Origin of the sequence: Plantibacter sp. PA-3-X8 (genome assembly GCF_003856975.1) — a bacterium.
Taxonomy (GTDB): Bacteria; Actinomycetota; Actinomycetes; order Actinomycetales; family Microbacteriaceae; genus Plantibacter; species Plantibacter auratus.
Genome location: NZ_CP033107.1, coordinates 1,820,041 through 1,843,903, shown reverse-complemented (window position 1 = coordinate 1,843,903; position 23,863 = coordinate 1,820,041). Strand labels below are relative to the sequence as shown.

18 protein-coding genes are annotated in these 23,863 nt (G+C 69.7%); 2 read left to right on the top strand and 16 right to left on the bottom strand.

What is annotated here, in order from left to right; all coding sequences use genetic code 11:
• Positions 1 to 129: 129 nt before the first annotated feature.
• Positions 130 to 1,506 carry a glucose-6-phosphate dehydrogenase gene (locus EAO79_RS08780; RefSeq protein ID WP_124768748.1) on the bottom strand — a complete coding sequence of 459 codons (1,377 nt, stop codon included), beginning with the start codon at positions 1,504 to 1,506 and terminating at the stop codon, positions 130 to 132.
• Between the two features lie 283 nt (positions 1,507 to 1,789).
• Between EAO79_RS08780 and EAO79_RS08775 the strand changes: the two genes are divergently transcribed.
• Positions 1,790 to 2,716 carry a Ppx/GppA phosphatase family protein gene (locus EAO79_RS08775; RefSeq protein WP_064294323.1) on the top strand — a complete coding sequence of 309 codons (927 nt, stop codon included), beginning with the start codon at positions 1,790 to 1,792 and terminating at the stop codon, positions 2,714 to 2,716.
• A 127-nt stretch (positions 2,717 to 2,843) separates the two neighbouring features.
• Here the strand turns inward: EAO79_RS08775 and EAO79_RS08770 are convergent, their stop codons facing one another.
• From EAO79_RS08770 to lysS, 8 genes are all read right to left on the bottom strand, one after another.
• Positions 2,844 to 5,372 carry an ATP-dependent Clp protease ATP-binding subunit gene (locus EAO79_RS08770; protein WP_064294324.1) on the bottom strand — a complete coding sequence of 843 codons (2,529 nt, stop codon included), beginning with the start codon at positions 5,370 to 5,372 and terminating at the stop codon, positions 2,844 to 2,846.
• 173 nt (positions 5,373 to 5,545) lie between these two features.
• A complete protein-coding gene (locus EAO79_RS08765; RefSeq protein ID WP_124768747.1) occupies positions 5,546 to 6,679 on the bottom strand; it encodes a hypothetical protein in 1,134 nt (377 codons plus the stop codon).
• A gap of 179 nt (positions 6,680 to 6,858) precedes the next feature.
• Entirely contained in the window at positions 6,859 to 10,374 is a 3,516-nt protein-coding gene (locus EAO79_RS08760; protein ID WP_124768746.1) for an SdrD B-like domain-containing protein, read from the bottom strand.
• A gap of 174 nt (positions 10,375 to 10,548) precedes the next feature.
• Entirely contained in the window at positions 10,549 to 14,127 is a 3,579-nt protein-coding gene (locus tag EAO79_RS08755; RefSeq protein WP_124768745.1) for an SdrD B-like domain-containing protein, read from the bottom strand.
• Positions 14,128 to 14,202: 75 nt separating this feature from the next.
• The gene (cls, locus tag EAO79_RS08750) at positions 14,203 to 15,672 is read right to left on the bottom strand and encodes a cardiolipin synthase (RefSeq protein ID WP_124768744.1); all 1,470 of its coding nucleotides are present in this window, start codon (positions 15,670 to 15,672) and stop codon (positions 14,203 to 14,205) included.
• A gap of 78 nt (positions 15,673 to 15,750) precedes the next feature.
• A complete protein-coding gene (locus tag EAO79_RS08745; RefSeq protein ID WP_194718988.1) occupies positions 15,751 to 15,948 on the bottom strand; it encodes a hypothetical protein in 198 nt (65 codons plus the stop codon).
• Between the two features lie 111 nt (positions 15,949 to 16,059).
• On the bottom strand, positions 16,060 to 16,206 hold the full coding sequence (locus tag EAO79_RS19070) for a hypothetical protein (protein ID WP_153303387.1): 147 nt from the start codon (positions 16,204 to 16,206) through the stop codon (positions 16,060 to 16,062).
• 41 nt (positions 16,207 to 16,247) lie between these two features.
• Complete coding sequence (gene lysS, locus EAO79_RS08740; protein WP_086474544.1) at positions 16,248 to 17,768, bottom strand: lysine--tRNA ligase; 1,521 nt, start codon at positions 17,766 to 17,768, stop codon at positions 16,248 to 16,250.
• 217 nt (positions 17,769 to 17,985) lie between these two features.
• Here lysS and EAO79_RS08735 point away from each other — a divergent pair, with 217 nt between their 5' ends.
• Positions 17,986 to 18,483 (top strand): DoxX family protein, encoded by a 498-nt coding sequence (locus tag EAO79_RS08735; RefSeq protein WP_124768743.1) that lies wholly within the window; start codon positions 17,986 to 17,988, stop codon positions 18,481 to 18,483.
• A gap of 57 nt (positions 18,484 to 18,540) precedes the next feature.
• Here EAO79_RS08735 and EAO79_RS08730 read toward each other — a convergent pair whose 3' ends face one another.
• Genes EAO79_RS08730 through folP form a run of 7 tightly spaced genes read right to left on the bottom strand, consistent with a single transcriptional unit; the run spans position 18,541 to position 23,860 of the window.
• Positions 18,541 to 19,254, bottom strand: a complete 714-nt coding sequence (locus EAO79_RS08730; RefSeq protein ID WP_124768742.1) for a Rossmann-like and DUF2520 domain-containing protein — start codon at positions 19,252 to 19,254, stop codon at positions 18,541 to 18,543.
• The gene (locus EAO79_RS08725; protein ID WP_124768741.1) at positions 19,251 to 21,071 is read right to left on the bottom strand and encodes a PH domain-containing protein; all 1,821 of its coding nucleotides are present in this window, start codon (positions 21,069 to 21,071) and stop codon (positions 19,251 to 19,253) included. Before EAO79_RS08725 ends, EAO79_RS08730 begins: the two co-directional genes overlap by 4 nt.
• On the bottom strand, positions 21,068 to 21,682 hold the full coding sequence (locus EAO79_RS08720) for a PH domain-containing protein (protein WP_371413684.1): 615 nt from the start codon (positions 21,680 to 21,682) through the stop codon (positions 21,068 to 21,070). The genes EAO79_RS08725 and EAO79_RS08720 overlap by 4 nt, the downstream gene beginning before the upstream one ends.
• Positions 21,639 to 22,118, bottom strand: a complete 480-nt coding sequence (locus EAO79_RS08715; protein WP_079705159.1) for a DUF3180 domain-containing protein — start codon at positions 22,116 to 22,118, stop codon at positions 21,639 to 21,641. The genes EAO79_RS08720 and EAO79_RS08715 overlap by 44 nt, the downstream gene beginning before the upstream one ends.
• Complete coding sequence (gene folK, locus EAO79_RS08710) at positions 22,115 to 22,675, bottom strand: 2-amino-4-hydroxy-6-hydroxymethyldihydropteridine diphosphokinase (RefSeq protein WP_124768739.1); 561 nt, start codon at positions 22,673 to 22,675, stop codon at positions 22,115 to 22,117. The genes EAO79_RS08715 and folK overlap by 4 nt, the downstream gene beginning before the upstream one ends.
• Positions 22,675 to 23,064, bottom strand: a complete 390-nt coding sequence (gene folB / locus EAO79_RS08705) for a dihydroneopterin aldolase (RefSeq protein ID WP_079705157.1) — start codon at positions 23,062 to 23,064, stop codon at positions 22,675 to 22,677. The genes folK and folB overlap by 1 nt, the downstream gene beginning before the upstream one ends.
• Positions 23,057 to 23,860, bottom strand: coding sequence for a dihydropteroate synthase (folP, locus tag EAO79_RS08700; RefSeq protein ID WP_124768738.1), 804 nt, complete (start codon positions 23,858 to 23,860; stop codon positions 23,057 to 23,059). Before folP ends, folB begins: the two co-directional genes overlap by 8 nt.
• Between the last annotated feature and the right edge of the window lie 3 nt (positions 23,861 to 23,863).

The window sequence follows — 23,863 nt, the reverse complement described above, 5'->3', positions numbered from 1 at the left end:
AGCGAGCGCTGCCGAAGCGGCATGAGCGCTACCCAGCCGCGCGAGCGCGAGCCTCCAGAGGGGCGCGCTCGGTCCGGTGGGGCGCGCTCACGTCAGCGCACCGCGCTGGCGCCAACGCAGGAAGTACGATCAATGCCAGGACCTCGGGCCCGCGGTGCCGGCCGGGTAGGTGTCGATCGACACCTCGTCCTTGCGCCACGCCTTGAGGACGGGCGCGACGATCCGCCAGCATTGCTCGGCCACGTCACCGCGCACCGACAGGGTCGGGTCTCCCTCGAGGATGCTCGACAGGACCTCGCCGTAGGCGCTGAGCTGCCCCGCCTGGAGTTCTGCGTGGAGGGCGACCGGGTCCAGTTCGAAGGGGTCGTCCTCGCCGTTGATCATCAGGTCGAGGTCGAGCGACGCCGGCTTCAGGCCGATACGGAGCCGCGCCGGGGTCTTCATGCCGTGCAGGCCGGACGGGAGGTGCGGCACCGGCTTGAAGGTGAAGACGATCTCCTGACGGGTGTCCGCCAACGCCTTCCCGGACCGCAGCACGAACGGGACACCGGCCCAACGCCAGTTGTCGATCGCGAGGGTCATCTCGGCGAGCGTCTCCGTGTGGTGCGACGGGTCCACGCCCTGCTCGTCGATGTAGGCGGGCAGCTTGCGGTCGCCGATCGTCCCGGCGCCGTAGCGTGCACGACGACTCTCCGTGCCGTTCGCCTTCCACGGACGGGTCGCCCGCAGCACCTGGGCCATGCCGCCGCGCAGATCCTCGGCGTCGACGCTCGCCGGTGGCTCCATGGCCGCGAACGCGAGGACGAGGAGCAGGTGACTCTGGATCATGTCGATCAGGGCGCCCGCACGGTCGTAGTACCCGGCGCGGCCCTCGAGGGCCAGCTGCTCGTCGAAGACGATGTCGACGCGTTCGACGTTGTCGGCGGAGAGGAGCGGTTCGAAGATGCGGTTCGCGAAGCGGAGGCCCAGCAGGTTGAGGACCGTCGACTTGCCGAGGAAGTGGTCGACGCGGAACACCTGCTCCTCCGGCACCAGGTGCTGGAGCAGGCGGTTGAGCGAGCGGGCGGAGGCGTAGTCGGTGCCGAACGGCTTCTCGAGGGCGAGCATGATGCCCTTGGGGAGCTCCAGCTTCCGGAGCGCCTTACAGGCGAGCAGGGTGATGGCGGGCGGCAGAGCGAAGTAGAGGGCAACGTTCGCTCCCGCGGCCGCGAGGACCCGTTCGAGCGACGCCGGGTCGGAGACATCGGCCTGCACGTAGGTGGTCTCGGCGACGATCGTCTCGGCGAGCTTCGACGGGGCGTCGGCGAATGCGGTCTCGACACGCTTCCGCCAGGCCTCGTCGCTCGACTCGGAGCGGTCGACCCCGATGAGGCGCACCGCCTCGCCACGCGGGGAGGCGAGGAGCGACGCGAGTCCCGGCAACAGGAGTCGGGCCGTGAGATCGCCCCCGGCACCGAGGATCACGAGGGTTCGAGGGGCGGAGGATTCCGAGGTGGCGGCGGTCATGCGGCGATCCTACGCGGTGGGCCGACGACGTCGCGCGGCCTTGCGCCCTCCCGAGGTCCGCCCCACCCCGGCCCAGTGCGGTGCGCTGACGCGAGCGCGAGGGTGTGGGCGTCAGCGCGGTGCGCTGACGCGAGTGGCGCGGTATGGGCCTCGCCGCGGGTCAGGGACGTGGGCGCGCCCCTCCGGAGACCCGCGCTCACGCGCTGGACCCGCGCTCACGTCAGCGCACCGCGCTGGCGACCGACCACAGCAGACCCGGGCGGGCAGGCAGTACTGTGAGCGCATGCGACTCGGAGTCCTCGACGTGGGATCGAACACCGTCCACCTGCTCATCGTCGACGCCCACCCGGGAGCACGGCCGATCCCCCAGTCGTCGCACAAGTCGGTGCTGCGACTCATGCGATACCTCACGCCGGATGGATCGATCAGCGATGAGGGCGTCGCGGTCATCCTCGAGTCGATCGGTGCAGCCGCAGCGATCGCCCGCGAGAGCGGCCTCGACGAGCTCCTCTCGATGGCGACCTCGGCCATCCGTGAGGCGACGAACGGGCCGGAGGTCCTCGCCCTCGTCGAGGAACGGACCGGCATCGCCCTGCAGGTCCTCTCCGGTGACGACGAGGCGAAGCTCACCTTCCTCGCCGTCCGCCGCTGGTACGGCTGGTCGGCCGGCGAGATGCTCCTCCTCGACATCGGCGGCGGCTCACTCGAGATCGCGGCCGGCGGCGACGAGTACCCTGATGTCGCGATCTCCCTCCCGCTCGGCGCCGGACGCTCCACCGTCGGCTTCCTCCACGACGACCCACCGACCGCCGCACAGCAGGAGGCACTCCGCCTACACGCCCGCGAGGTGCTCACCGCAGCACTCCCCGCGTTCGCCGAAGAGCCCGACGCCCATCACGTCGTCGGGTCGTCCAAGACCATCCGCTCCCTCGCACGCCTCGCTGGATCGGTGGCCGACGGCATCGGTGGCACCGAACGGTCGCTGCTCCGGCGCAGCCAGCTCGACGACTGGATCCCCCGGCTCGCCCGCATTCCGGCTGAGGCCCGCCCCGCGCTCCCCGGGATCACTGCCGACCGAACCTTCCAGATCGTCGCCGGCGGCATCGTCCTGTCCGAGGCGATGGCCGCCTTCCGCGTCCGCGAGCTCGACGTCTCCCCGTGGGCGCTCCGCGAGGGCATCATCCTCCGCTACCTCGACCGCCTCGGCTGACCGCCGCCGTTCGCTCGCCCAGGTTCGGGCGCTCCAGTGCTCGCGCGCCCGAAGATGGGCGAACGAACACGACCAGACACGACGAAGGCCCCCACTCCGCGGAGTGGGGGCCTTCGGTGACTCGGGACTACTCGCCCGTGATGGCGAGGTCCGGCGTGGCCGAACCCGTACCGAGCGACGCCTGCGCGTTGACGCCGGCACCGACCGACTCACCACGAGCCGAGGTCGTGAAGGCGAACGCGCCGTTCACGAAGTCGACGTGCACGTGGTCGCCGGCGTTGAGCTCGCCGTGGAGGATCTGCTCGCTGAGCTGGTCCTCGACCTCGCGCTGCATCGCACGACGCAGCGGACGAGCACCGAGGGTCGGGTCGAAGCCGACCTCGATGAGGCGCTCCTTCGCCGGCAGCGTGAGCTCGATCGTCATGTCGCGGTCGAGCAGACGCTCCGAGAGACGCTTCGTGAACAGGTCCACGATCTGCAGGAGCTCCGGCTTCGACAACTGCGGGAACACGATGATGTCGTCGACACGGTTCAGGAACTCGGGCTTGAAGTGCTTCTTCAGCTCCTCGTTCACCTTGCCGCGCATGATGTCGTACCCGGTCGAGGCGTTGCCCTCGATCTGGAAGCCGACGGGACCACCGGCGATGTCGCGAGCACCGAGGTTGGTGGTCATGATGATGACGGTGTTCTTGAAGTCGACGACGCGACCCTGACCATCCGTCAACCGGCCCTCTTCCAGGATCTGGAGGAGCGAGTTGAAGATGTCGGGGTGGGCCTTCTCGATCTCGTCGAAGAGCACGACGCTGAACGGCTTGCGACGCACCTTCTCGGTGAGCTGGCCGCCCTCTTCGAAGCCGACGAACCCGGGAGGAGCACCGAACAGCCGCGAGACCGTGTGCTTCTCGCCGTACTCCGACATGTCGAGGGAGATCAGCGCGCCTTCGTCGTCGAACAGGAACTCGGCGAGCGCCTTCGCGAGCTCGGTCTTACCGACGCCCGTGGGGCCGGCGAAGATGAACGAGCCCGAGGGACGCTTCGGGTCCTTGAGGCCGGCACGCGTGCGGCGGATGGTCTTGGAGAGCGCCGAGATGGCCTCCTCCTGACCGATGACCCGCTGGTGCAGCGCCTTCTCCATGAAGACGAGTCGCGAGGACTCCTCTTCCGTGAGCTTGAAGACGGGGATGCCGGTCGCCTGGGCGAGGACCTCGGCGATCAGACCCTCGTCGACCTCGGCGGTCGTCTTGACGTCGCCCGAGCGCCACTGCTTCTCGAGGCGAAGACGCTCGCCGAGGAGGTTCTTCTCCTCGTCGCGGAGCGACGCCGCCTTCTCGAAGTCCTGCTCCTCGATGGCCGTCTCCTTGGCCTCGCGGACGCCGGCGATCTTGTCGTCGAACTCGCGCAGCTCCGGGGGGCTCGAGAGGATCGACAGACGCAGGCGTGCACCGGCCTCGTCGATCAGGTCGATGGCCTTGTCGGGCAGGAAGCGGTCGGAGATGTACCGGTCGGCGAGGTTCGCCGCCGAGACGAGCGCGCCGTCGGTGATGGACACCTTGTGGTGTGCCTCGTACCGATCGCGCAGCCCCTTGAGGATGTTGATCGTGTGGGGCAGCGACGGCTCCATGACCTGGATCGGCTGGAAGCGACGCTCGAGTGCGGCGTCCTTCTCGAAGTGCTTGCGGTACTCGTCGAGCGTGGTGGCACCGATGGTCTGGAGCTCACCGCGAGCGAGCAGCGGCTTGAGGATGGAGGCCGCGTCGATCGCGCCCTCGGCGGCACCGGCACCCACGAGGGTGTGGATCTCGTCGATGAAGACGATGATGTCGCCGCGGGTGCGGATCTCCTTGGTGACCTTCTTCAGGCGCTCCTCGAAGTCACCGCGGTAGCGGCTGCCGGCGATGAGCGAGCCGAGGTCGAGCGAGTACAGCTGCTTGTCCTTCAGCGTCTCCGGGACATCGCCCTTGACGATCGCCTGGGCGAGACCCTCGACGACGGCGGTCTTGCCGACGCCGGGCTCACCGATGAGGACCGGGTTGTTCTTCGAGCGACGGGAGAGGATCTGCATGACCCGCTCCATCTCCTTGTCACGACCGATGACCGGGTCGAGCTTGTTGTCGCGCGCGGCCTGCGTGAGGTTACGGCCGAACTGGTCGAGGATCTGCGACCCGCCCTGTGCCTGCTGCTCACTCTGGTTGCCGCCGACCGGGGCTGCTTCCTTGCCCTGGTAGCCGGACAGCAGCTGGATGACCTGCTGGCGCACGCGGTTGAGGTCGGCACCCAGCTTCACGAGGACCTGGGCTGCGACGCCCTCGCCCTCGCGGATGAGGCCGAGCAGGATGTGCTCCGTGCCGATGTAGTTGTGGCCGAGCTGCAGCGCTTCGCGCAGGCTCAGCTCCAGCACCTTCTTGGCGCGCGGCGTGAACGGGATGTGTCCCGTCGGCTGCTGCTGGCCGGTGCCGATGATGTCGGTGACCTGCTCGCGCACGGCATCGAGGGAGATCCCGAGGGACTCGAGCGCCTTGGCGGCGACTCCTTCTCCCTCGTGGATGAGGCCGAGCAGGATGTGCTCGGTCCCGATGTAGTTGTGGTTGAGCATCTTGGCCTCTTCCTGGGCCAGGACGACGACACGACGCGCACGGTCGGTGAATCTCTCGAACATGATCACTCTCCTCCGGCACCGGGCAGGGTGGTGATGCCGTTAGTAGGAGCGTAACGACCGCCGCAGCTCTCTTCGCCCCTGTTCGCCGTGGGCGTGATGCGCGGCCACCGGGAACGCCGCAGCGCACGTGCACCGGGCACGTGCGCTGCGGGTGTCGGAGGATCGCGGCTCGGTCAGACCGGGAACCGGACGGTCGCCGCGAGGGCGCCCCCACCGGGGACGTCGTCGGCGCGGACGGCGAGAATCCGGGCGTCGGAGAGCAGCGCCCGGCGGAGGATCTCGTCGATCACGCCGTAGTTCGTCGCGTCGGCGTCGTCGGCGAGGGTGACGACACCGGTGGTCTCGTCGACCGTGCCCGGCAGGTTGCTGTCGATGTCGACGAACAGGGTGTCGACCGCGTTCGCCGTCGCGGCGCGTGCCACGTCGCCGAGGTCGGTCACGGCACGGCCGTTCGACGCGCGGGTGCCGAACTCCTCGCACAGTGCGTGCAGTTCGGCGGCGTACAGCTCGTCGAGGATCGGGCGGGCCGCCGCGGCGAGCTGCTCGTCCGAGCGCTCCTGCTGATTGCCCTCGATCTCGGGCTTCACCAACTGCTTCGAGGTGCACACCGATCGGAAGATTCCGGTCATCGGCTCGGCTCCGGCGAGGATCAACGGCTCCTTCGAATTCGCGAGGATAGGGGCGAGCGCCTTGTCGATCACCTGTGCATACTCCTGCATCCGGATCTTCTGGCCCTCCGACCCCTGGATGCGTCCGAGCTGCTCCCGACCGTTCGATCCACGCCCACGGATGGAGTCCACGGGGGCGGCCGCCGCGACGTCGTCGGGGATGTCCAGTTCGATGCTCGTCGCCGGGAGGTCCCGTGCCACGGCGACGAGCCGCACGCCGCTCTGCGCCAGGGCGAGCACGTAGGCGGATTGCGGGAACGTGAGGGCGCGCATGAGCGGCTTGATGTAGAAGCGGTCGGAGACCTCGTTGCACGAGCGCAGGACGTTGGGCACTCGGAAGTACCTGGTCGTCGACGGGCTCACGAAGATCGCGAGGCTCGACGACAGGTACCGCAGGAAGTCGGGGTCTTCGAGGAGCCGATCGATCTCGTCGGTGAACCGGCTGACGTCGGTGCGGTCCGCCCCGGCCGACGCCAACTGTTCGACGGCCTGTTTGACCTGGTTCTTCAGGTCGAGCCGGATGTGGCTCGTGTCCGCGGGGTTGGTGCTCGTCTCGAGGTAGATCGACACGCTCGACGCTTCTCGGGCGGTCGCGAGCTCGACGATGTCGGAGCGGGTCGGAATATCGGTGTGGTGCACTGATGCCTCCTTCGATCGCGTCAGGCGAAGGGTCGACCGGGAGCAGGCGACGCCGTCGTGGGCCTGACTTGACCCCAGTATAGGGAGCGCCAACCCCTCGATCCGGGGTCGATTCTGCGGACATTCGGAGCCGGGTCGGGCCGCGGGACCTCGATCCCGCGGCCCGACTCACGGCCTCGTCACTCGGTCGTGACCGAGCTGTCCGTCGGCTGCTCCGATGCGACGAGGCGTCGCGTCCGCCGCAGCGCGAGGACGAGCAGACCGGCGACGACGAGCAGGCCGGCCGCGAGGAGCGCGCCGGTCGTGAGCCCGGCGCCGGTGACGGCGAGCGGACTCGCGGTGTCCCGGCCGGTCGTGGCCTCCGGCGCACCCGGCGTCGCTCCCGGTCCCTCCGGAGCCGGGCCGGTCCCGGGCTCGGTCGCGATGAGACCGCCGTTCCAACGGAGGTCCTCGCCGTCGGTTCCGTTCGGCGACGGGTCCGCGATCACGATGTCCGGCATGACCCACTCCGCCGGGTTGATCGCGGAGTTCCGGAGATCGTCGTCGCCGACCCGAGGCGACGTGGCGTCGGCCATCAGGTCGTCCGGGAGTCGCACGTCGATCCGGTAGGCACCGGAGCGGAGCGCATCGAACCGGTATCGGCCGTCGACGTCGGTCGTGGCGGTCCGGGTGACCGGCTCCCCGCGTTTGTCGGTGCCGGTCAGTTCGAGCTCGACGTCTGCGACACCGGGCCCGGGCGTCCCGTCGAGCCCGTCGTCGTCGAGCCCGTTCGCGTCGAGATCCCACCAGATGCGTTCGCCGAGCGCCGAGCTCACCAGCTGCGCCGCGACCTGGGGCGATTGTGCGCCGAGCGATTGCGTCGCGGAGTGCACGACGGCGTCGTTCACGAACCGGGCGTCGACCGCGGCACCGGAGGTCGTCAGCTCGTAGTCGACGACCACCGGCGCGAACGGCGCGAGCTCGGCGACGGTGGCCTCGATCGCGGTCGCCTCTGCGATGGACGCCGGGCACCCGGTCATGCCGAACTCGTCCGCCGCGCACCACCGCGCTCCGTCCGGCAGGGTGCCGAAGCCGTCGTCGACGACGGGGTCGACGTTGCTCGCGACCGCATCACCGGGGGCCGCCGTGTAGCGGAGGTCCGCTCCGTCCGACGAGGCCGGACCCGCCAGGACGCCCTGCCCGGTCGAGCCACGTTCGTCGCCCGGGTACGGGAGGACGTCGATCATCCGCACCTCGCGCTGCACGGCCCCGGCGCTCATGTTCCCGAAGACGACGTCGACCTCGACCGCGTCGCCGAACTCGACGACGGACCGGGCCACGTGCTTGTCGATCTGCAGTCCGGATGGGGTGGTGACCACCATCGACTGCCAGGAGTAGTGGGAGTCGAGTCGTCCTGGCTCCGCGGGGAAGTCCGTCAGGGACCCCGGGTCGTCCGGACTCGCGACGATCGCACGATTGAGGAACTGTCCGACGGAGAAGCGGTCCGAGACCGCGGTGTAGGCGATCACCGGCTCGGCTCCCTGTCGGATCCGCCCGAGGTCCCAGGTGAGGAGCGTGCTGCCGTCCGCCTGCGGGACCACGGTCGTGGCCGCCGGGGTCGCCGAACCCTCGTCGAAGAGGAATCCGGCCGGCAGGGAGTCCGTGACCGTCACGGCGTCGGCTCGATCGGCCACCCCGTCGGGGGTGATGATCTGCGGACGCACCTCGAAGGTGATGGGTGAGCCAGCCGCGATCGGTGCCGGAGCGCCAGGCGCGACCTCCGGTGAGGTGGCCCGCTTGTTGAGCGTGACCGCCGCGTTCGCGGCGACCAGTTGATCGCCACGGGGGTACTGTGCGTTGCCCTCGGACGCGCGGTACCGGCCGTGCCACCATCCGTCCTCCACCCAGGCGGTCGCCGACTCCCGGTCCGGACCGTTGCCGGAGGACTTGATGCTGTAGGTCTCGGTGATCATGGTGCCCACGTCGAGGCCCTGTTCGGCCTGCAGTTGCACCCACAGGGTCACGCTCGTGCGAGGAGGGAGCTCGCCGTCGACGGGACGAAGACGGACCTTCGTGATGTCGTCGGTGTCGACGAGTGACGGGTCGGCGATCCAGGTGTCGTCGGCGTCGTCGCAGGTGGTCGCATCCATCTGCGCCTGCCGGGTCTCGGCGTCGGCCGCGGCGTCGACGCTGGGCGTCGTCCCGTACTCGACGATCACAGCCCCGGCGGTTGAGCGGAACTCTGCAGGGTCTCCTCCGCCGGGACGCTCACCGACCTGCTGGGTGGCCGGGTCGAACACCGCGCAGAGCACGGCGCCGGTCAGGGCACTCGTCGTGGTGTTGTTCCAGGCGACGGTCTGCTCGAACCGCTGGCCGCCGGCGACAGGCCCGTCGCCGGAGCCGGCCGTGCTCTGTCCGGGCACCATGCGGTTGTCGGTCCGGCGGTCCGAGTACCGGCTCGCGTGGTCTCCGCCGCCGGTGCGCTGGGCGATCGTCGCGGTGGCGACGTTGTCCGCCAGCGGCTCCGGAGCGTTCGGCAGGGGCGTCCCGTCGGCGGCGACACCGGTCACGCGGAGATCGGCGAGGTCCAGCCGCACGGGCAGGGCGCCGTTCGCCGGGACGTCGTCCTCGGGCACGAACACGCCGAATCGTCCAATGGCGAGGTAGCCCTGCGCCGTGATCGCGGAGCCGGAAGCGGACCGCGAGGGGATGTGGTCGCCGCTCAGGTCGGCCCCACTGACCGTGACGAGGACGGAACGGCCGTCGGCTGCCGGTTCGCAGGTCCAGGTCCCGGAATCCGAGACCGCGTCGTCGCCTCCGCCCGCCGCCTTCGGGAAGACCGCGGAGTCGAAGGCCCCGGTGAGACAGCTCTGCGGCACTGGCCTCCCCTCAGGGTTCACGGTCGCGAGCCGCGTGCCGGCTGGATACCCGTTGAGATCGATGACGAAGGTGACGTCGCCCACGACGTTCCCGGATCCGCGGGCGCCACGTCCCTCATCGGTGCCGAAATCGGTGATCGAGAGGTAGGTGTCGTGTGCGATGTACCAACCCACCGTGCCGTCCTGCTCCTGCACGCCGTCGACGACCGGGCCCCGTCGGACGCCGACGTTGACGCGCGGGCCGCTGCTCACCACCAGATCCGGTGCGGTCGTGCTGGCCCGGATCTCGGACCCGTCGGCGGCGTCGGCGGCGATGATCTCGATACCGTCCTGCGGCGCGCTGATGACGGTGCCGTTCGCCGGCGCGGTGGTGAGCATCGCGGTGAGCTCGATGGCGCTCACGGAGTTCGGGAGGACGTCGGAGCGGACGCAGTCGAGGACGGCGCGGTCGGGACTGACCGTCGATCCGGCGACGCAGTACCCCGGCAACTGATCGACGGTGGGCCACTGCAACCCTTCGGGCAGCTGCTGTCGGACGACCACCCGGTTGTCGCGGGCGGCCCCGCGCAGCTGCGCCTCGATCGTGTATGTCACGGCGTCGTGGGACCGCAGCACCGCGTCGTCGGGTGAGAGGTCGAGCCCCGGACCGGGCGCCGGATCGAAGGGAACGCTCCCGGTGGCGGTCCGCTGCAGCGAGGTGTTGAGCCCGAGCGCCTGGGTCGCGGCGGCAGCGGGAGTCGAGGTGGTGTCCGGTGCCGTGACCGGCAACATGGCGCCGCCGGCGACGGCGACGATGGACAGGGCGCCGAGCGCCCTGCGGAAGAGGATGGTGTTCACGTGGGTCCGACCTTCTGGAGGAGAGGGGGCCGTCACACAATACACAAATTGGTCGACTGATATGTGAGATATTCGACCTTCATTACGATGCAGGACGGCTGTCGGGGACGGGCGCGACATCCGGAGCACGACGAAGGGGGCCGACCGCGATGCGGTCGACCCCCTTCGATGGGATCACTCGGCCGTCGTCTCAGGCTCCATCCGACGACGGCGGGCGAGGACGAGACCGGCTCCGATCGCCAGGAGCAGCGCGGCCGTCACGGACCCCGCGAACACCCAGGCCGTGCCGGTGTCGGCAAGGCCGCCGCGGTTTGCTTTCGCAGCAGCTTCGTCGACCTTCGGAATGCCGGGCGGATCCACGGGCGCAACCGGGGGCTCGGCTCCGACGACCAGCCCACCGTTCCAGGTCAGGTCCTCACCGTCCGCACCGGTGGGTGAGGGATCGATGATCGTGATGTCCTCCATCACGCCCGCAGCGGTGTCCACGGCGGAGTTCAGCAGGTCGTCGTCGCCGACGCGGAAGGTGGTCACACCCGCGTTCACCGGGACGTCCACGACGATCGCGTATTCACCGGACACCAGACCCGAGAACCGGTATGAGCCGGTCGAGTCGGTCACCGTCTCGGCCTCGACGACTTCACCGAACTTGTCGACTCCGGACAGGTGCATGGGCACGTCGGCGACGCCCTCACCGGGCGCCCCCTCCGGGCCGTCGTTGTCGAGACCGTCCTCGTTCGTGTCCCACCACAGACGCTGACCGATCGACGAGGACACCACGCGGGTGCTCACGAGCGGCGACCGGGCCCCCAGGGTCTGGGTCGCCGAGCGGACGGTCGCGTCGTTCGAGAAGGTGGCACCGCTCGGCGCACCCTGTGAGACGAGGGTGTACCGGACCTCGACGCGCTCCAGGGCCGCGAGCGAATCGACGTCCATCCGGATCGCGGTGACGTCGGCGAAGGACGTGGCACAACCCTCGGCGCCGAGCTCGGACGCGGTGCACCAGGCCGAACCGGCCGGGAGCTCACCGTATCCGGCACTGCCGTCGACGACGGATGCCGCGGCGACGGCCGCCGGATCGGCGTCCGTGTACCGGACCGTGACGCCGGACGGTGCCTCGACCGCTGCTGCCAGCACGCCCTCGACGGACGACGAGCGTGCATCACCGGCGTAGGGCAGCACGTCGATCGACGAGGCGCCCTGCTGCGGGGTGTCGGCGTTCATGTTCGCGAACGCGACCGTGTAATCGAGGTCGTCGCCGGACTCGACCACCTGCTGTGCCACCGACTTCTCGATGCGCAGCCCGCCGGGAGCACTGAGCGAGACCGTCTGACGAGAGTAGTGCGCGTCGGAGATCGTCGGGGAGGCCGGGATCTCCTCGAGGGACGACGGATCGTCGGAGCTCGAGACGATGACCTGGTTGACGAGGTCGCCGACGATCGTCGAGTCGGTCTTGGCCCAGTAGGTGATGACGGGCTCGCTCCCGCGGTCGATCCGCTCGAACGACCAGGTGAGCTCGGTCGTGCCGTCCTCCGCGGTCACCACCGAGTCCGGAGCGGACGAGACGTCTGCAGGGTCGAAGGCGAGCCCCTTCGGGAGTCGGTCGACCACGACGACGTCGCGCGCGGCGTCGGCGAGACCGGACTTGCTGGCGATCTGCGGGGTCAGTTCGAACTGCACGCGCTCTCCTGAGGCGACGTGCGCCGGCGATCCCGCATCGACGGCGGGCGCGATCGCGCGCTTGGCGATGGCGACGGACCCCTCCGAGACGAGGAGGCGGTCTCCACGGGGGAAGTCCTTGTTCGTCGACTGCACCGGATTGTACTTCCCGTGGTACCAGGCGTCCTCGATCCAATGGGTCGGCGCATCGGCGTCGTCGCTGTACATCGAGGTCGACTTCACGGAGTAGGTCTCCATGGTGGCCTCGCCGACCGGCAGACCATCGCGGAGCTGCAGCGTGAGCGACCCGTTGAACTGCGCTCCCGCAGACAACTCGCCGCCGACGGGACGGTAGCGCACCCGCGTGACGTCCTCGAGATCGAGCGACTGCCAGTTCGCGGTCCAGGTGTCGTCTGAATCGTCGCAGGTCGCGGCGTCGAGGCCGCTCCAGCGGGTCTCGTCGTCGGCGGTGGCGTCGACGACCGGCGTCGTGCCGTACTCGACGATGACCTGACTCGGGTTGAACCCGTCGGCAGCCCCGCTCGCCCGGACGGTGACCGGAGGAGCGCTGGCACCCGCGGTCGCGACGAACTGGGTCTTGGGGTCGAAGACCTGGCACACGATCGCGCCCGTCATCGGCGCCTCGACCGAGGAGTTGATGACGGCCGTGTGTGCGACGAAGGTCTGCCCGCTGGTCACCGGGCCGTCTCCGGAACCGACCGTGCTCTGGCCGGGGACCTTGGTGAGGTTGGACGCACTGTCGAGATACCGCGTGCTGTGGCCCGCACCCACGCGTCGGGTGAGGCGCGTCGTCACGGTGTTGTCGGTCAGCGGCTCCGCACGGTTCGCGATGGGCTCACCGGCTGCGTTCTCACCGAACGCCACGAGGTCGCGCAGGGTGACGAGCGAGTCGATACTCCCGTCGGACGGGACGTCGGTGTGCGGCACGAAGACCGCGAACTTGCCGATCGCGACGTAGCCCCGAGTGGTGATGTTGGCACCGGCCGCGGTCTTCGTCGGGATGTGATCCGCGCTGAGGTCGGCACCCGAGACGACCACGTGGATCAGCTGGGGATTCGCCGCATCGGGCGTGCACGTCCAGGTGCCCGAGTCGGTGACGCTGTTCTCCGCACCGCCGGCGCTCCAGGGGAACGCACTGCCGTCGTAGGGGTTCAGCGCGCACCGCTGCCCGGCCAGATCGACGGCTTCGGCGTGGTCGCTGAAGTCGGACAGGTCGATGTCGAACGTCACGTCGCCGACGATGGCCGACTGGCCCCGTGCGCCGAGTCCGCCCGCTGCGTTGTAGTCGGCGAGGTCGAGGAACGTGTCGAAGTACACGCGGTACCCCCTGACCCCCTCCGCGTTGACCGCGACCTGGTCGGTGGTGTGCCGCTTGACGCCGAGATTGAGGCGGGGACCCGTACTCATGACGAGGTCGTCCGGCGTCACCGTCGAAGACGCGGCCCGCCCACTCGTCGCGTCGGCGGCCGACACCTGGATGGCGTCCGCCGGAGCCGGCAGGACGGTTCCGTCGGGCCGTGCCGTGCTGGCGGAGGCGATCAGGTCGTAGGTCGACACAGAGTTCGGCGCGACGTCGTGCACGACGCAGTCGACGGTGCGCGCATCATCGCTCACGACCGAACCGTCGCCGCAGTAGCCGGGTAGGGACCCGACGGCAGGCCACGTCATGCCGCCGGGGAGCTCCTGACGGATCGTCACGACACCGTCCTGGGCCGTGCCGTTCACCTGGACCTCGATGCGATAGGACACCGTGTCGTGCGAGCGGACGATGAGATCCTCGCCGCTGATGTCGCGACCGGGCCCTGCATCGTCGTCGAAGGGAGCCGTACCCGTGACCGTGCGCTGCAGCTTGGTCAACAGCGTCAGTGGACCGGCGTCAGGCGTCACCGCCGTCGGAGCTGCGGGCGCCTGGTCGGGCGCCGTCGGCGCCTCGGGAGACGCCGACGAGGTGTCGTCGGTCGTCGGCGGATCGGTCGCGGCCGACGCAGGCACGATCGCGCCGAAGCCGATCACCGCTGCTGCCGCAACGGCGGTGCAGGCCGCGAGTGCGCGTGGCGGGGAGAACAGAAGTGACATGGAGTCGCTTTCTCGAGGGGGTGAACCCTGCGAGAATATCAGACAGATATATCTGTTGAAAACAACACATATCAGTTACTGCAGCGCGGACGTCAATCTGGCGAGGTTGTCGAGCACCGTCGACCGGAGGGGCTGCTTCAACCATTCCGCGAGCGTCAGTTCCTTGCTGATCTCCCGGTACCCGTCCTCGACGCCGCGCATCTCCTGAACGAACTCGCGCCCGCGGACCATGAGCGAGACCTCCAGGTTGAGACCGAAGGAACGCATGTCCATGTTGCTCGACCCGATCACGGCGACGTCGTCGTCGATCGTGAAGTGCTTCGCGTGGAGGATGTACGGCGCCGGGTACTGGAAGATCCGCACGCCGGCTCGCAGGAGCGCCTCGTAGTAGGAGCGCTGCGCGTGCCAGACCATCGCCTGGTCGCCGATCTCCGAGACGAACAGGTCGACCGGCACACCACGCTGGACCGCCGTCGTGACCGCTGCGAGCAACGACTCGTCGGGCACGAAGTACGGACTCGTGATGACGATGCGCCGCTGCGCCGCGTAGATGAGCGTGAGGAACAGCTTGAGGTTGTTGTCGCCGTCGAACCCCGGCCCGCTCGGCACGACCTGCAGCTCGAGGTCGCCCACCGGTCGGGCCTCGAGCAGACCGACCTCATGAGACAGGACGTCGCCCGTCTCGCTGTACCAATCGCTCAGGAAGATCGTGTTGATCCCCGCGACCCCGGGGCCCTCCACCCGCGTCATGAGCTCCTGCCACTGGAGACCCCGCTTGATGTTGCCCGGCTTGTTGTAGCTCCGGTCGATCATGTTCTGCGAGCCCATGAACGCGACCGCGCCGTCGACGATCACCATCTTGCGGTGGTTCCGGAGGTCGGGACGTTGGAACTTGCCCTTGAACGGTTGGAGCGGCAGCATGAGCGCCCACTGGGCACCCATCGCGGTGAGGCGTTTCAGCGTGTGCTTGTAGTCGGGGGTCCGCCAGCTCGCGAAGTGGTCGAGCAGCACCCGGACCGTGACGCCGCGGGCCACCGCGCGCTCGAGCGCGTCGAAGAACGGCTTCGTGGTGCGGTCGCAGGTCAGGATGTAGAACTCGACGTGCACGAACTGCTCGGCACGGTCGACCTCGTCGGCCATGGCATGGAGCGAGGCCTCGTAGTCACCGATGAGACTCGCGGTGTTCCCGCCCTGCAGCGGCATCGACCCGAGGTTGCGATTGAGCGTCACGACCGACCGGAACCAGGCCGGGGCGTTCGACGTCAGGTTCGCCTTGACGAGGTCGCGGGTCGTCTGGCGGATGTAGACGTTGATGTCGTACTGCTTCCGCCGGCGCACCCGTGGGAGTTTCGGGTTGCCGATGAGGAGGAAGGCGAGGACACCGATGTACGGGATGAGGAAGATCGCGAGCAGCCAGGCCATCCCCGCGGTCGGGCGCCGGTTGCGCGGGACGACGATCACCGCGATGACACGGATGATGAAGTCCAGGACGAGGGCCGTGATGCCCAGCCAGTTCCAGGAGAACTCGATCGTCATGTCGCCCATCCGCTCAGCTGCCGAGGCTCCAGCCTACTGACCATGCCGGACAGCTGTGGGGCGACATCGCCACGTGATACGGGCGGGTCAGACCTCGCGAGGGGCGGAGGGCTCGACCGGCGGGAGACCGAGCTTCGCGCGCTGCTCCGCCTCGACCTGCGCGTACGCCTTGCGCTCGTTGCGGTCGGACCGCAGGATGGCGCGCATGACGACCCAGAAGATGATGCCGACGACCACGGTGGGCAGCAGCGACCAGAGCGCATTGAGCCAGTAGTCTTCGATCACTCGTCAATCGTACCGCCCTTCGACAGGCTCAGGGACCGGAGGGTTCGCTCAGGGACCGGAGGGTTCGCTCAACGACGTGGTGGCGCTATCCCGAACGGGCGCGCAGCCAACTCAGGAGCCTCCGGCGAGGGCACCCCACAAGCCGCTGACGACGAGGTACAGGCCGATCCCGCCGACCACGATCCAGATGGTGATGCGCGCCGTCGTCGGCCCCTGTTTCTTCGGGTCCTGGTGGTCGCCGGGGTCCATCATGCTCATCGTCGCGCCTGACTGTCGGTGGTCGTGCTGCCGGGTGGCCGCTACTTGACCAGGGGGAAGAGGATCGTCTCGCGGATACCGAGACCGGTCAGCGCCATGAGGAGTCGGTCGATGCCCATCCCCATGCCTCCGGACGGCGGCATCCCGAACTCGAGCGCACGCAGGAACTCCTCGTCGAGACGCATGGCCTCGACGTCGCCCTGCGCGGCGAGCTTCGCCTGCTCGATGAAGCGTTCGCGCTGCACGACCGGGTCGACGAGCTCGGAGTAGCCGGTGGCGAGCTCGAAGCCGCGGACGTAGAGGTCCCACTTCTCGACCGCGCCCTCGATGGAGCGGTGGGCACGCACGAGCGGGCTCGTGTCGACCGGGAAGTCCATGACGAAGGTCGGGCGCTCGAGGCCCCCCTTGACGAAGTGCTCCCACAGCTCCTCGACGTACTTGCCGTGGATGGGGTGCGGGACCTCGACGCCCTCACGCTCGGCGAGCGCCTTGAGTTCCTCGATCGGCGTCTGCGGCGTGATCTCGACACCAGCGGCGGCGGAGAGGCTCTCGAACATCGAGATGCGGTCCCACTCGCCACCGAGGTCGAACTCCGTGCCGTCGGCCCAGGTGACGACGTGGCTCCCGCTCGTCGCGAGCGCGGCGTTCTGAATGAGGGTCTGCGTGAGGTCGGCCATGGTGCCGTAGTCGCCGTAGGCCTCGTACGCCTCGAGCATGGCGAACTCGGGGCTGTGCGTGGAGTCGGCGCCCTCGTTGCGGAAGTTGCGGTTGATCTCGTAGACGTGGTCGATGCCGCCGACGACGGCGCGCTTCAGGTACAGCTCGGGCGCGATGCGCAGGTAGAGCTCGGTGTCGAACGCGTTCGAGTGGGTGACGAAGGGGCGGGCCGAGGCTCCACCGTGCATGACCTGGAGCATCGGCGTCTCGACCTCCACGAAGTCGCGCTCGGTGAAGGTCTGGCGGAGGCTGGCCACCGTCTTGGCCCGGTCGAGCACGTTCTTGCGCGCCTGGTCGCGGGCGATGAGGTCGAGGTACCGGCTCCGGACCCGCGTCTCCTCGTTCAGCTCGTTGTGGAGGTTCGGCAGGGGCAGAATCGCCTTCGCCGCGATGGTCCACTCGGCCACCATGATCGACAGTTCGCCGCGGCGGCTGGAGATGACCTCGCCGGAGACGAAGACGTGGTCGCCGAGGTCGACGAGTTCCTTCCAAGCGGCGAGCTGTTCGTCGCCGACGCTGGCGAGGCTCACCATCGCCTGGATGCGGCTGCCGTCGCCCGACTGCAGGCTGGCGAAGCAGAGCTTGCCGGTGTTGCGCAGGTGCACGACGCGGCCTGCGACGCCGACCGTGACGCCCGTCGCCTCGTCGGGCTGGAGCTCACCGAAGCGGGCGCGCACCGCCGGGATCGTGTCGGTGATGGGGAGGGTGACGGGGTAGGCGCCACCGGCACCCGACGTCGCCTCGTCGATGAGGCGCTGGCGCTTCGCGAGCCGGACGGCCTTCTGCTCGGAGAGCTCTGCCTGCTCTGCTGCGTCGTCGATCGGCTCTGGCGTCGTGTCAGTCATGCGGTGGGATTCTCCTCGTGCGGTCACTGGAGTTTACCGGGGACCGTGCGGGCCGCGCGCACGGCCGGTTTCCTATGAACCGGCTATCGACGCCCTGACAAGGGTCTGCGAACAACCATTCGGAGGACATGGCCGGGTACCCGGGCCGTGCTTGGCTCGAAGGACAGGAGTCCCGATCGGGGGCACCGACGCCGGAAACGAACTCGAAAGGCTCGTCATGACGACGCTCTCCGACCACCAGCACACCGACCACCGTGAAGCCACCACCGTCCCACCGGTACCGGCCTCCCCCGCCGCGCCGCGCGGACAGGCGGGGATCGACGCCGGTCTCCTCCTCCTGCGCCTGGCCCTCGGTGTGGTCTTCATCGCCCACGGCCTCCAGAAGTTCCTCGTCGACTCCATTCCAGGCGTCGCCTCCGGCTTCGGAGGCATGGGCATCCCGGCACCGGAGATCGCGGCGGTCGTCGTCGCCGGGCTCGAGGTGGTCGGTGGCCTGCTGCTCATCGTCGGCCTCGGCACGCGCATCGTGGGCGCCCTGCTGGCGGTGACGATGGCCGTGGCGATGGTGCTCGTGCACCTGCCGGCGGGGTTCTACGCCGCAGACGGTGGCTTCGAGTACGTCATGCTGCTCGCGCTCGCGTCGCTCGCGCTCACCCTCGCCGGCCCGGGCCGATTCGCGATCGACGCGCTGATCCGTCGCCGCCGCAGCCGCTGACACGGGCCCGCCCGCCTGCCCGGACTCGGGTGGGCGGGCGGCAGTCCGTCCACCCGGCTAGAGCAGCTCGTCGACGTCGGGCGTGGTCGCCCCGCGCAGCGCCTCGTCGACCGACGACCGCACGAGCGACGACAGGAAGCCGCCGGCGTTCTCCACGCCGATGTCCTGGAGCAGAGCCGTCGACTGCTGCACGACCGCGCGGGAGAAGCTCGCGGCCGTCTCCACCGCTTCGGCGTAGGCCGCACGATCGGCCTCGGCGATGATCACGGGCTCCGCACCCATCTCGACCACGAGCGCCTGCCCGATCGGTTGGACGGGGGCCGGTGCGGTCACGGCGAACGACGTCTCGTGGAGCCGGGCGAGGTCGAGGCTCGTCCCGGTGAACACCATCGCGGGGTGCAACGCCAACGGGATGGCACCGGCGCGCGCTGCCGGAGCGAGCACCGCCGTCCCGAACCGAGCCGAGGTGTGCGCGACGAGCTGACCCGGCTGCCACGCACCGACCGCCGCGAGCCCTTCGACCAACGACGCGAGTTGCGCATCGGGTACGGCGATGACGACGAGTTCGCTCCGCTCGACCACCTCGGTCGGATCGAGCACCGGCACATCCGGCAACAGGGCGTTCGCCCGTTCGAGGCTCTCCTCCGACACCGCGGTGATGCCGACGATCGCATGTCCGGCTCCCCCGAGCGCCGCTCCGATGACCGGGCCGACGCGACCACTCCCGATGATCCCGACGCCGAGCCTGGCGCTCCGTCGTTCCGCGCTCACGTGGCCCTCCGGTCCTGGTCGGTCGTCGGGAACGGCACGGACGGTGCCGGGCGCTGCTCCTGCCACGGCTCGGCGTGCGCCCGCGTCGTCGGTTCGGTGCCGGACTGCGCCACCGGCTCATCGAGGTAGGGCGCCGTCGCCTGCGCCTCGTCGGGCTGGTGCTCGGGGTCGAAGCTCGCCCACCGGTGGCTGCGGTCGGTCGACTGCGCGACCACGATCGCCGCCGACGCCGCGTCGAACATCCGCACCGCCTCGTCGCGGGCCATGGCCGGGAGCTTGGCGATCACCGGGCCAGGGACCGTGTGCGCGGTCGCGGAGGCGAGGTCGAGCGCGCGCAGGAGCGGCCCCTGGTCGATCCGGATGCTCTGCAGGCGTGCGAGCGGGAGGATGTGGAGCTTGCGCCAGACCACCCCTTGCCGGAACAGCAGCATCCCGTCGCGCAGGGCGTAGCCGGTACGACGCCAGGAGAACCAGTTGATCCATCGCGAGCGGCGGGGCGAACCCACGAAACCGACGCCGTCACGCGTGGCGAGAGCCGACTGCAGGGGTGCCCAGGCACTGCCGTCGATGCGGCCCGCGAGCATCAGCTCCACGACCTGGGCGGCGTCCACGAGCGACCCGACCGGCAACACCGTGTTGCTCGTCGCACCCCGGGCAGCCTGCTCCAGTGACAGGCCGGCCTTGTTGATCCGGACCCGCCACCAGCCGAACGGGCGCCAGATGATGGGCTGTGACACCTCGATCGCGTGGATCCGCCCGGGCGGGACGGTGTCGTTCGTCGTCGAGAAGAGCCCGAAGCCGATGCGGACGCCCGAGGCCGTCGCGGCGATGCTGTAGCGCAGCGACTTCGTCACGCTCGACCAGACGAAGGCCCCGAGACTCAGCACCATCGGGACGAGCCAGAACCAGGCCCAGTCCAGCCCGTTGACGAGGAGCACGACGCCGGCCACGACCGAGATCAGGACGATCACGGTGAACGGGCTGAGCAGCGTGGATCCGACCAGGCGTCCGAGCGTCAATCGCACGACGGAGTCCGGCACCGCCTCCTCCGGGTCGAGTTCGGGCGAGATGAAGTCGTCGACGCGCTCGGTGACGAACCGGGACACCCCGCCGGCGCCGTCGGGTACCGATTGCGGCGGCGGGGTCGGGTCGGCCGGGTCGCCGGCTGCGGCGGTCTGCCGGCGTTCGGCGAGCTTCACCCCGCTCGCGAGCGTGAGGACGTCCCGGCGGAGGCCGTCGGCGTCGGCGCCGTACAGGTACTCGAGTTTGACGTTCGCGTCCTGGCCCGCGACGCTCACGTTGATGCGGGAGGCCCCGATGAGCCTGGCGAGGAGCGGCTTCTCGATGGAGACGCCCTGGATGCGGTCGAGCTTGGCTTTGCGGTTCGTGCGGAACAGGATCCCGCTGCGCACCTCCACCGCCTCGTCGGTCACCCGGAACGTGTGCATGCGCCATGAGAACCAGAACACGGCGATGACCACGATGAGCCCGACGGCGATCGCGAGGAGCACCCACCCGACGAAGCCGTGGTTGAGGATGTAGTCGATCGGGTCGGTCGGCTGCTCCATCCCCGGGGCGGGGATGAAGAACTCGATGAGCCGCTCGCGGAGGTTCGCGATGACGATGCCGAGGATGGCGACGAACGCGATCCCGCCTCGGAGCAACGGCGTCGCCGGGTGCAGCCGGTGCCACTGCCCGTCGACGAGAATCTGTCCGGCCACCCGTGGGACGATCGCCTCGGCTGTCGGCTTCACCCGAGGACCCGCGGCCGGAGCCTGGAACCGCTCCGGCGGTCCTGCCGCCTGGTGCTCGCTCACAGTCCGGTCCGCCGGCTCTCCGCCACGGCGACCAGATGGTCGCGCAGCCCCTCAGCCTCGGCTTCCGGCAACCCGTTGATCACCACTCCGGTCGAGGCGGAGGCGGTCACGAACTTGAGGTCGGCGAGGCCGAACGCCCGCGAGAGGGGCCCGCGGTTGATGTCGACGAGCTGCATGCGCCCGTACGGCACGGCGACGAAGCGCTGCCACATGATCCCTCGGCGGAACAACAGATCGTCCGCGCGCAGTTGGTACCCGATCGATCGGATGCGACGAGGGATGAACGCCGCGGCGGTCAGGGAGATCACGGCGAAGGCGGCGAACGGCCACCAGATCCAGGTCCAGTCCCAGACGAGCGCGACGAAGACCACGGCCGCCGTGACGAGCACGAGGCCGGCGCCCTCGGAGATGAACTCGACGGCGATGAGCTTGCGACTCACGCGTCGCCACTCGGCATCAGGCAGTTCCAGCCGCTTGCCGCTCTGCTCCGCAGGGTCGGCCTGGACCGTCTCCGGCGACGACAGCTCCTCCAGCGGCGTCTCGATCAGCGGCCGCTCGGCGGGCTGATCAGGTGTGGGACGGGGCTCCCCCGGGTGCGGCGTCGTCATCATCATCCTTCGGAACGGTGCAGAACCACTCGGCCACCAAGGCGGCGGCGACGAGTGCGACGGATCCCACGATGGACGCGATCACCAGCCACAACGAGCCTATCGCGGGCAGGATCGGGCGGGTCAGGACGAAGAGCAGGATCCCGACGGTCGCCCCGGCCACCAGGGAGCCCGCATGGCTCGAGGCCTTCGCGAGCGCGGCGACCCGCATGGCGCGGAACGGATCGATCCGACGGGTGGCGCGACCGGTCGTGCTGCGGCGGATCGGCCAGGACAGGGCGATGAGGATGATCGCGACCGCCACGAGCGAGACCGCGAGGGTGACGGGCGGGATGATCGACGCGCGTCCGCCGGAGACCATCGCGACCTCGACGAGGAAGCCGAAGACGACGCCCACCCCGGCGAGGACGATGAGCGGTGTCGCGGTGGTGCGGGTCACGGGTGCGTGCCGTCGTCGGGGACCACGGAACCGTCCTTGGCGGCCGCGAGGGTGTCGAGGCGGCCGACACCGGGCAGCGTCGCGTCGGGGTCGAGGAGCAGCCAGGGCACGACGACGAACCCGCGCTCGGCGGCTCGCGGGTGCGGGACCGTGAGGCGTTCGTCGTCGATCGTCTCGTCGTCGTAGGCGACGAGGTCGAGGTCGAGCGTCCGATCGCCCCAGCGTTCCTCGCGGACGCGGCCGTGCGCGAGTTCGATCCGCTGGAGTTCGTCGAGGAGCGCGTGCGGCTGGAGGCGGGTGCGGACGGCAGCGACACCGTTGAGGTAGGCCGGAGCCGACTCGTCGACACCGGACGACTTGACGGCCGCGCTCGAGACGAGCGGCGACGGCCGCACCTCGAGCACCCCGTCGACGGCGGCGAGGTCGTCCACCGCCTGTGCGATCGTCCCGCGGCGGTCCCCCAGGTTGGCCCCGATGGCCACGACGGCCCAGACGGCGCGCGGCTTCGGTGGTCCGGGCCGACGGGCGGGGTCGTGGATCGGTGTGCGCGAGACCATCAGACGGCCCGCCCGGCCTGCGTGCGGTCGGCCTGGGTGCGCTCGATCGTCACCGCCACGTCCGCGAAGGGCACCGTGATGGGGGCGCTCGGCTTGTGCACGGTGACCCGGACCGCCTCCGCGCGCTCGTTCGCGAGCACCACGTCGGCGATGCGCTCGGCCACGGTCTCGATGAGGTCGACCGGGTCGCGCTCCACGGCCGCGACGACCGCCTCGGCGAGCTCGCCGTAGTGCATGGTCGCGCCGAGCTCGTCGCCGCCGGCGGCCGGGCGGAGGTCGAGCGACACGGTGACGTCGATGACGAACTCCTGTCCGGCCTCGCGCTCGAAGTCGAAGACGCCGTGGTGCGCGAACGCACGCAGGCCCGTGAGGGTGATCGAATCAGTCATCGGCTCCACCTTGCCATGCATCGAGGGTATCGAGAGCGAGTCTGGTTGCGGCGACGTCGTGGACGCGCACACCCCAGGCTCCGGCCTGCGCGGCCAGCACGCTCACCACGGCGCTCGGCAGGTCGCGCGCCTCCATCCGGGCGTCCTCGGGGAGGAGCGCTCCGATGAACCGCTTGCGGGACGCACCCACCAGCACCGGGTACCCGAGCTCGCGCAGCAGGTCGAGTCGGGCGAGGATGCGCCAGTTGTGCTCGGCGTGCTTGGAGAACCCCAGGCCGGGATCGACGACGATCCGGCCGGGGTCGACGCCCTGACCGCGGAGGGTCGTCACCCGGTCGTCGAGTTCCCGAGCGACGTCGACCGCCGCGTCGGTGTAGGTGGCGCGGCTCGCCATGTCGGCCGAGTGCCCGCGCCAATGGCTGATGACGCAATCGAGACCGGACGCCGCCATGACGCCCGGCATGCGATCGTCGGCGAGGCCACCGGAGACGTCGTTGATGATCGAGGCACCGGCATCGGCCGCGGCACGGGCGGTCTCCGCGTTCATCGTGTCGATACTCACTCGCGCACCAGCGGCGGCCAGTGCGGCGATGACGGGTGCGACCCGGTGCTGCTCCTCGCGGGTGTCGACCCGGGCGGCACCGGGCCGGGTCGATTCGCCGCCGACATCGATGATGGTCGCGCCGGCCGCGATGAGCTCGAGCCCGTGGGCGACGGCGTCGTCGACGTCCAGGTACCGGCCGCCGTCGCTGAACGAGTCGGGGGTGACGTTGACGACGCCCATGATCTGGAACATGCG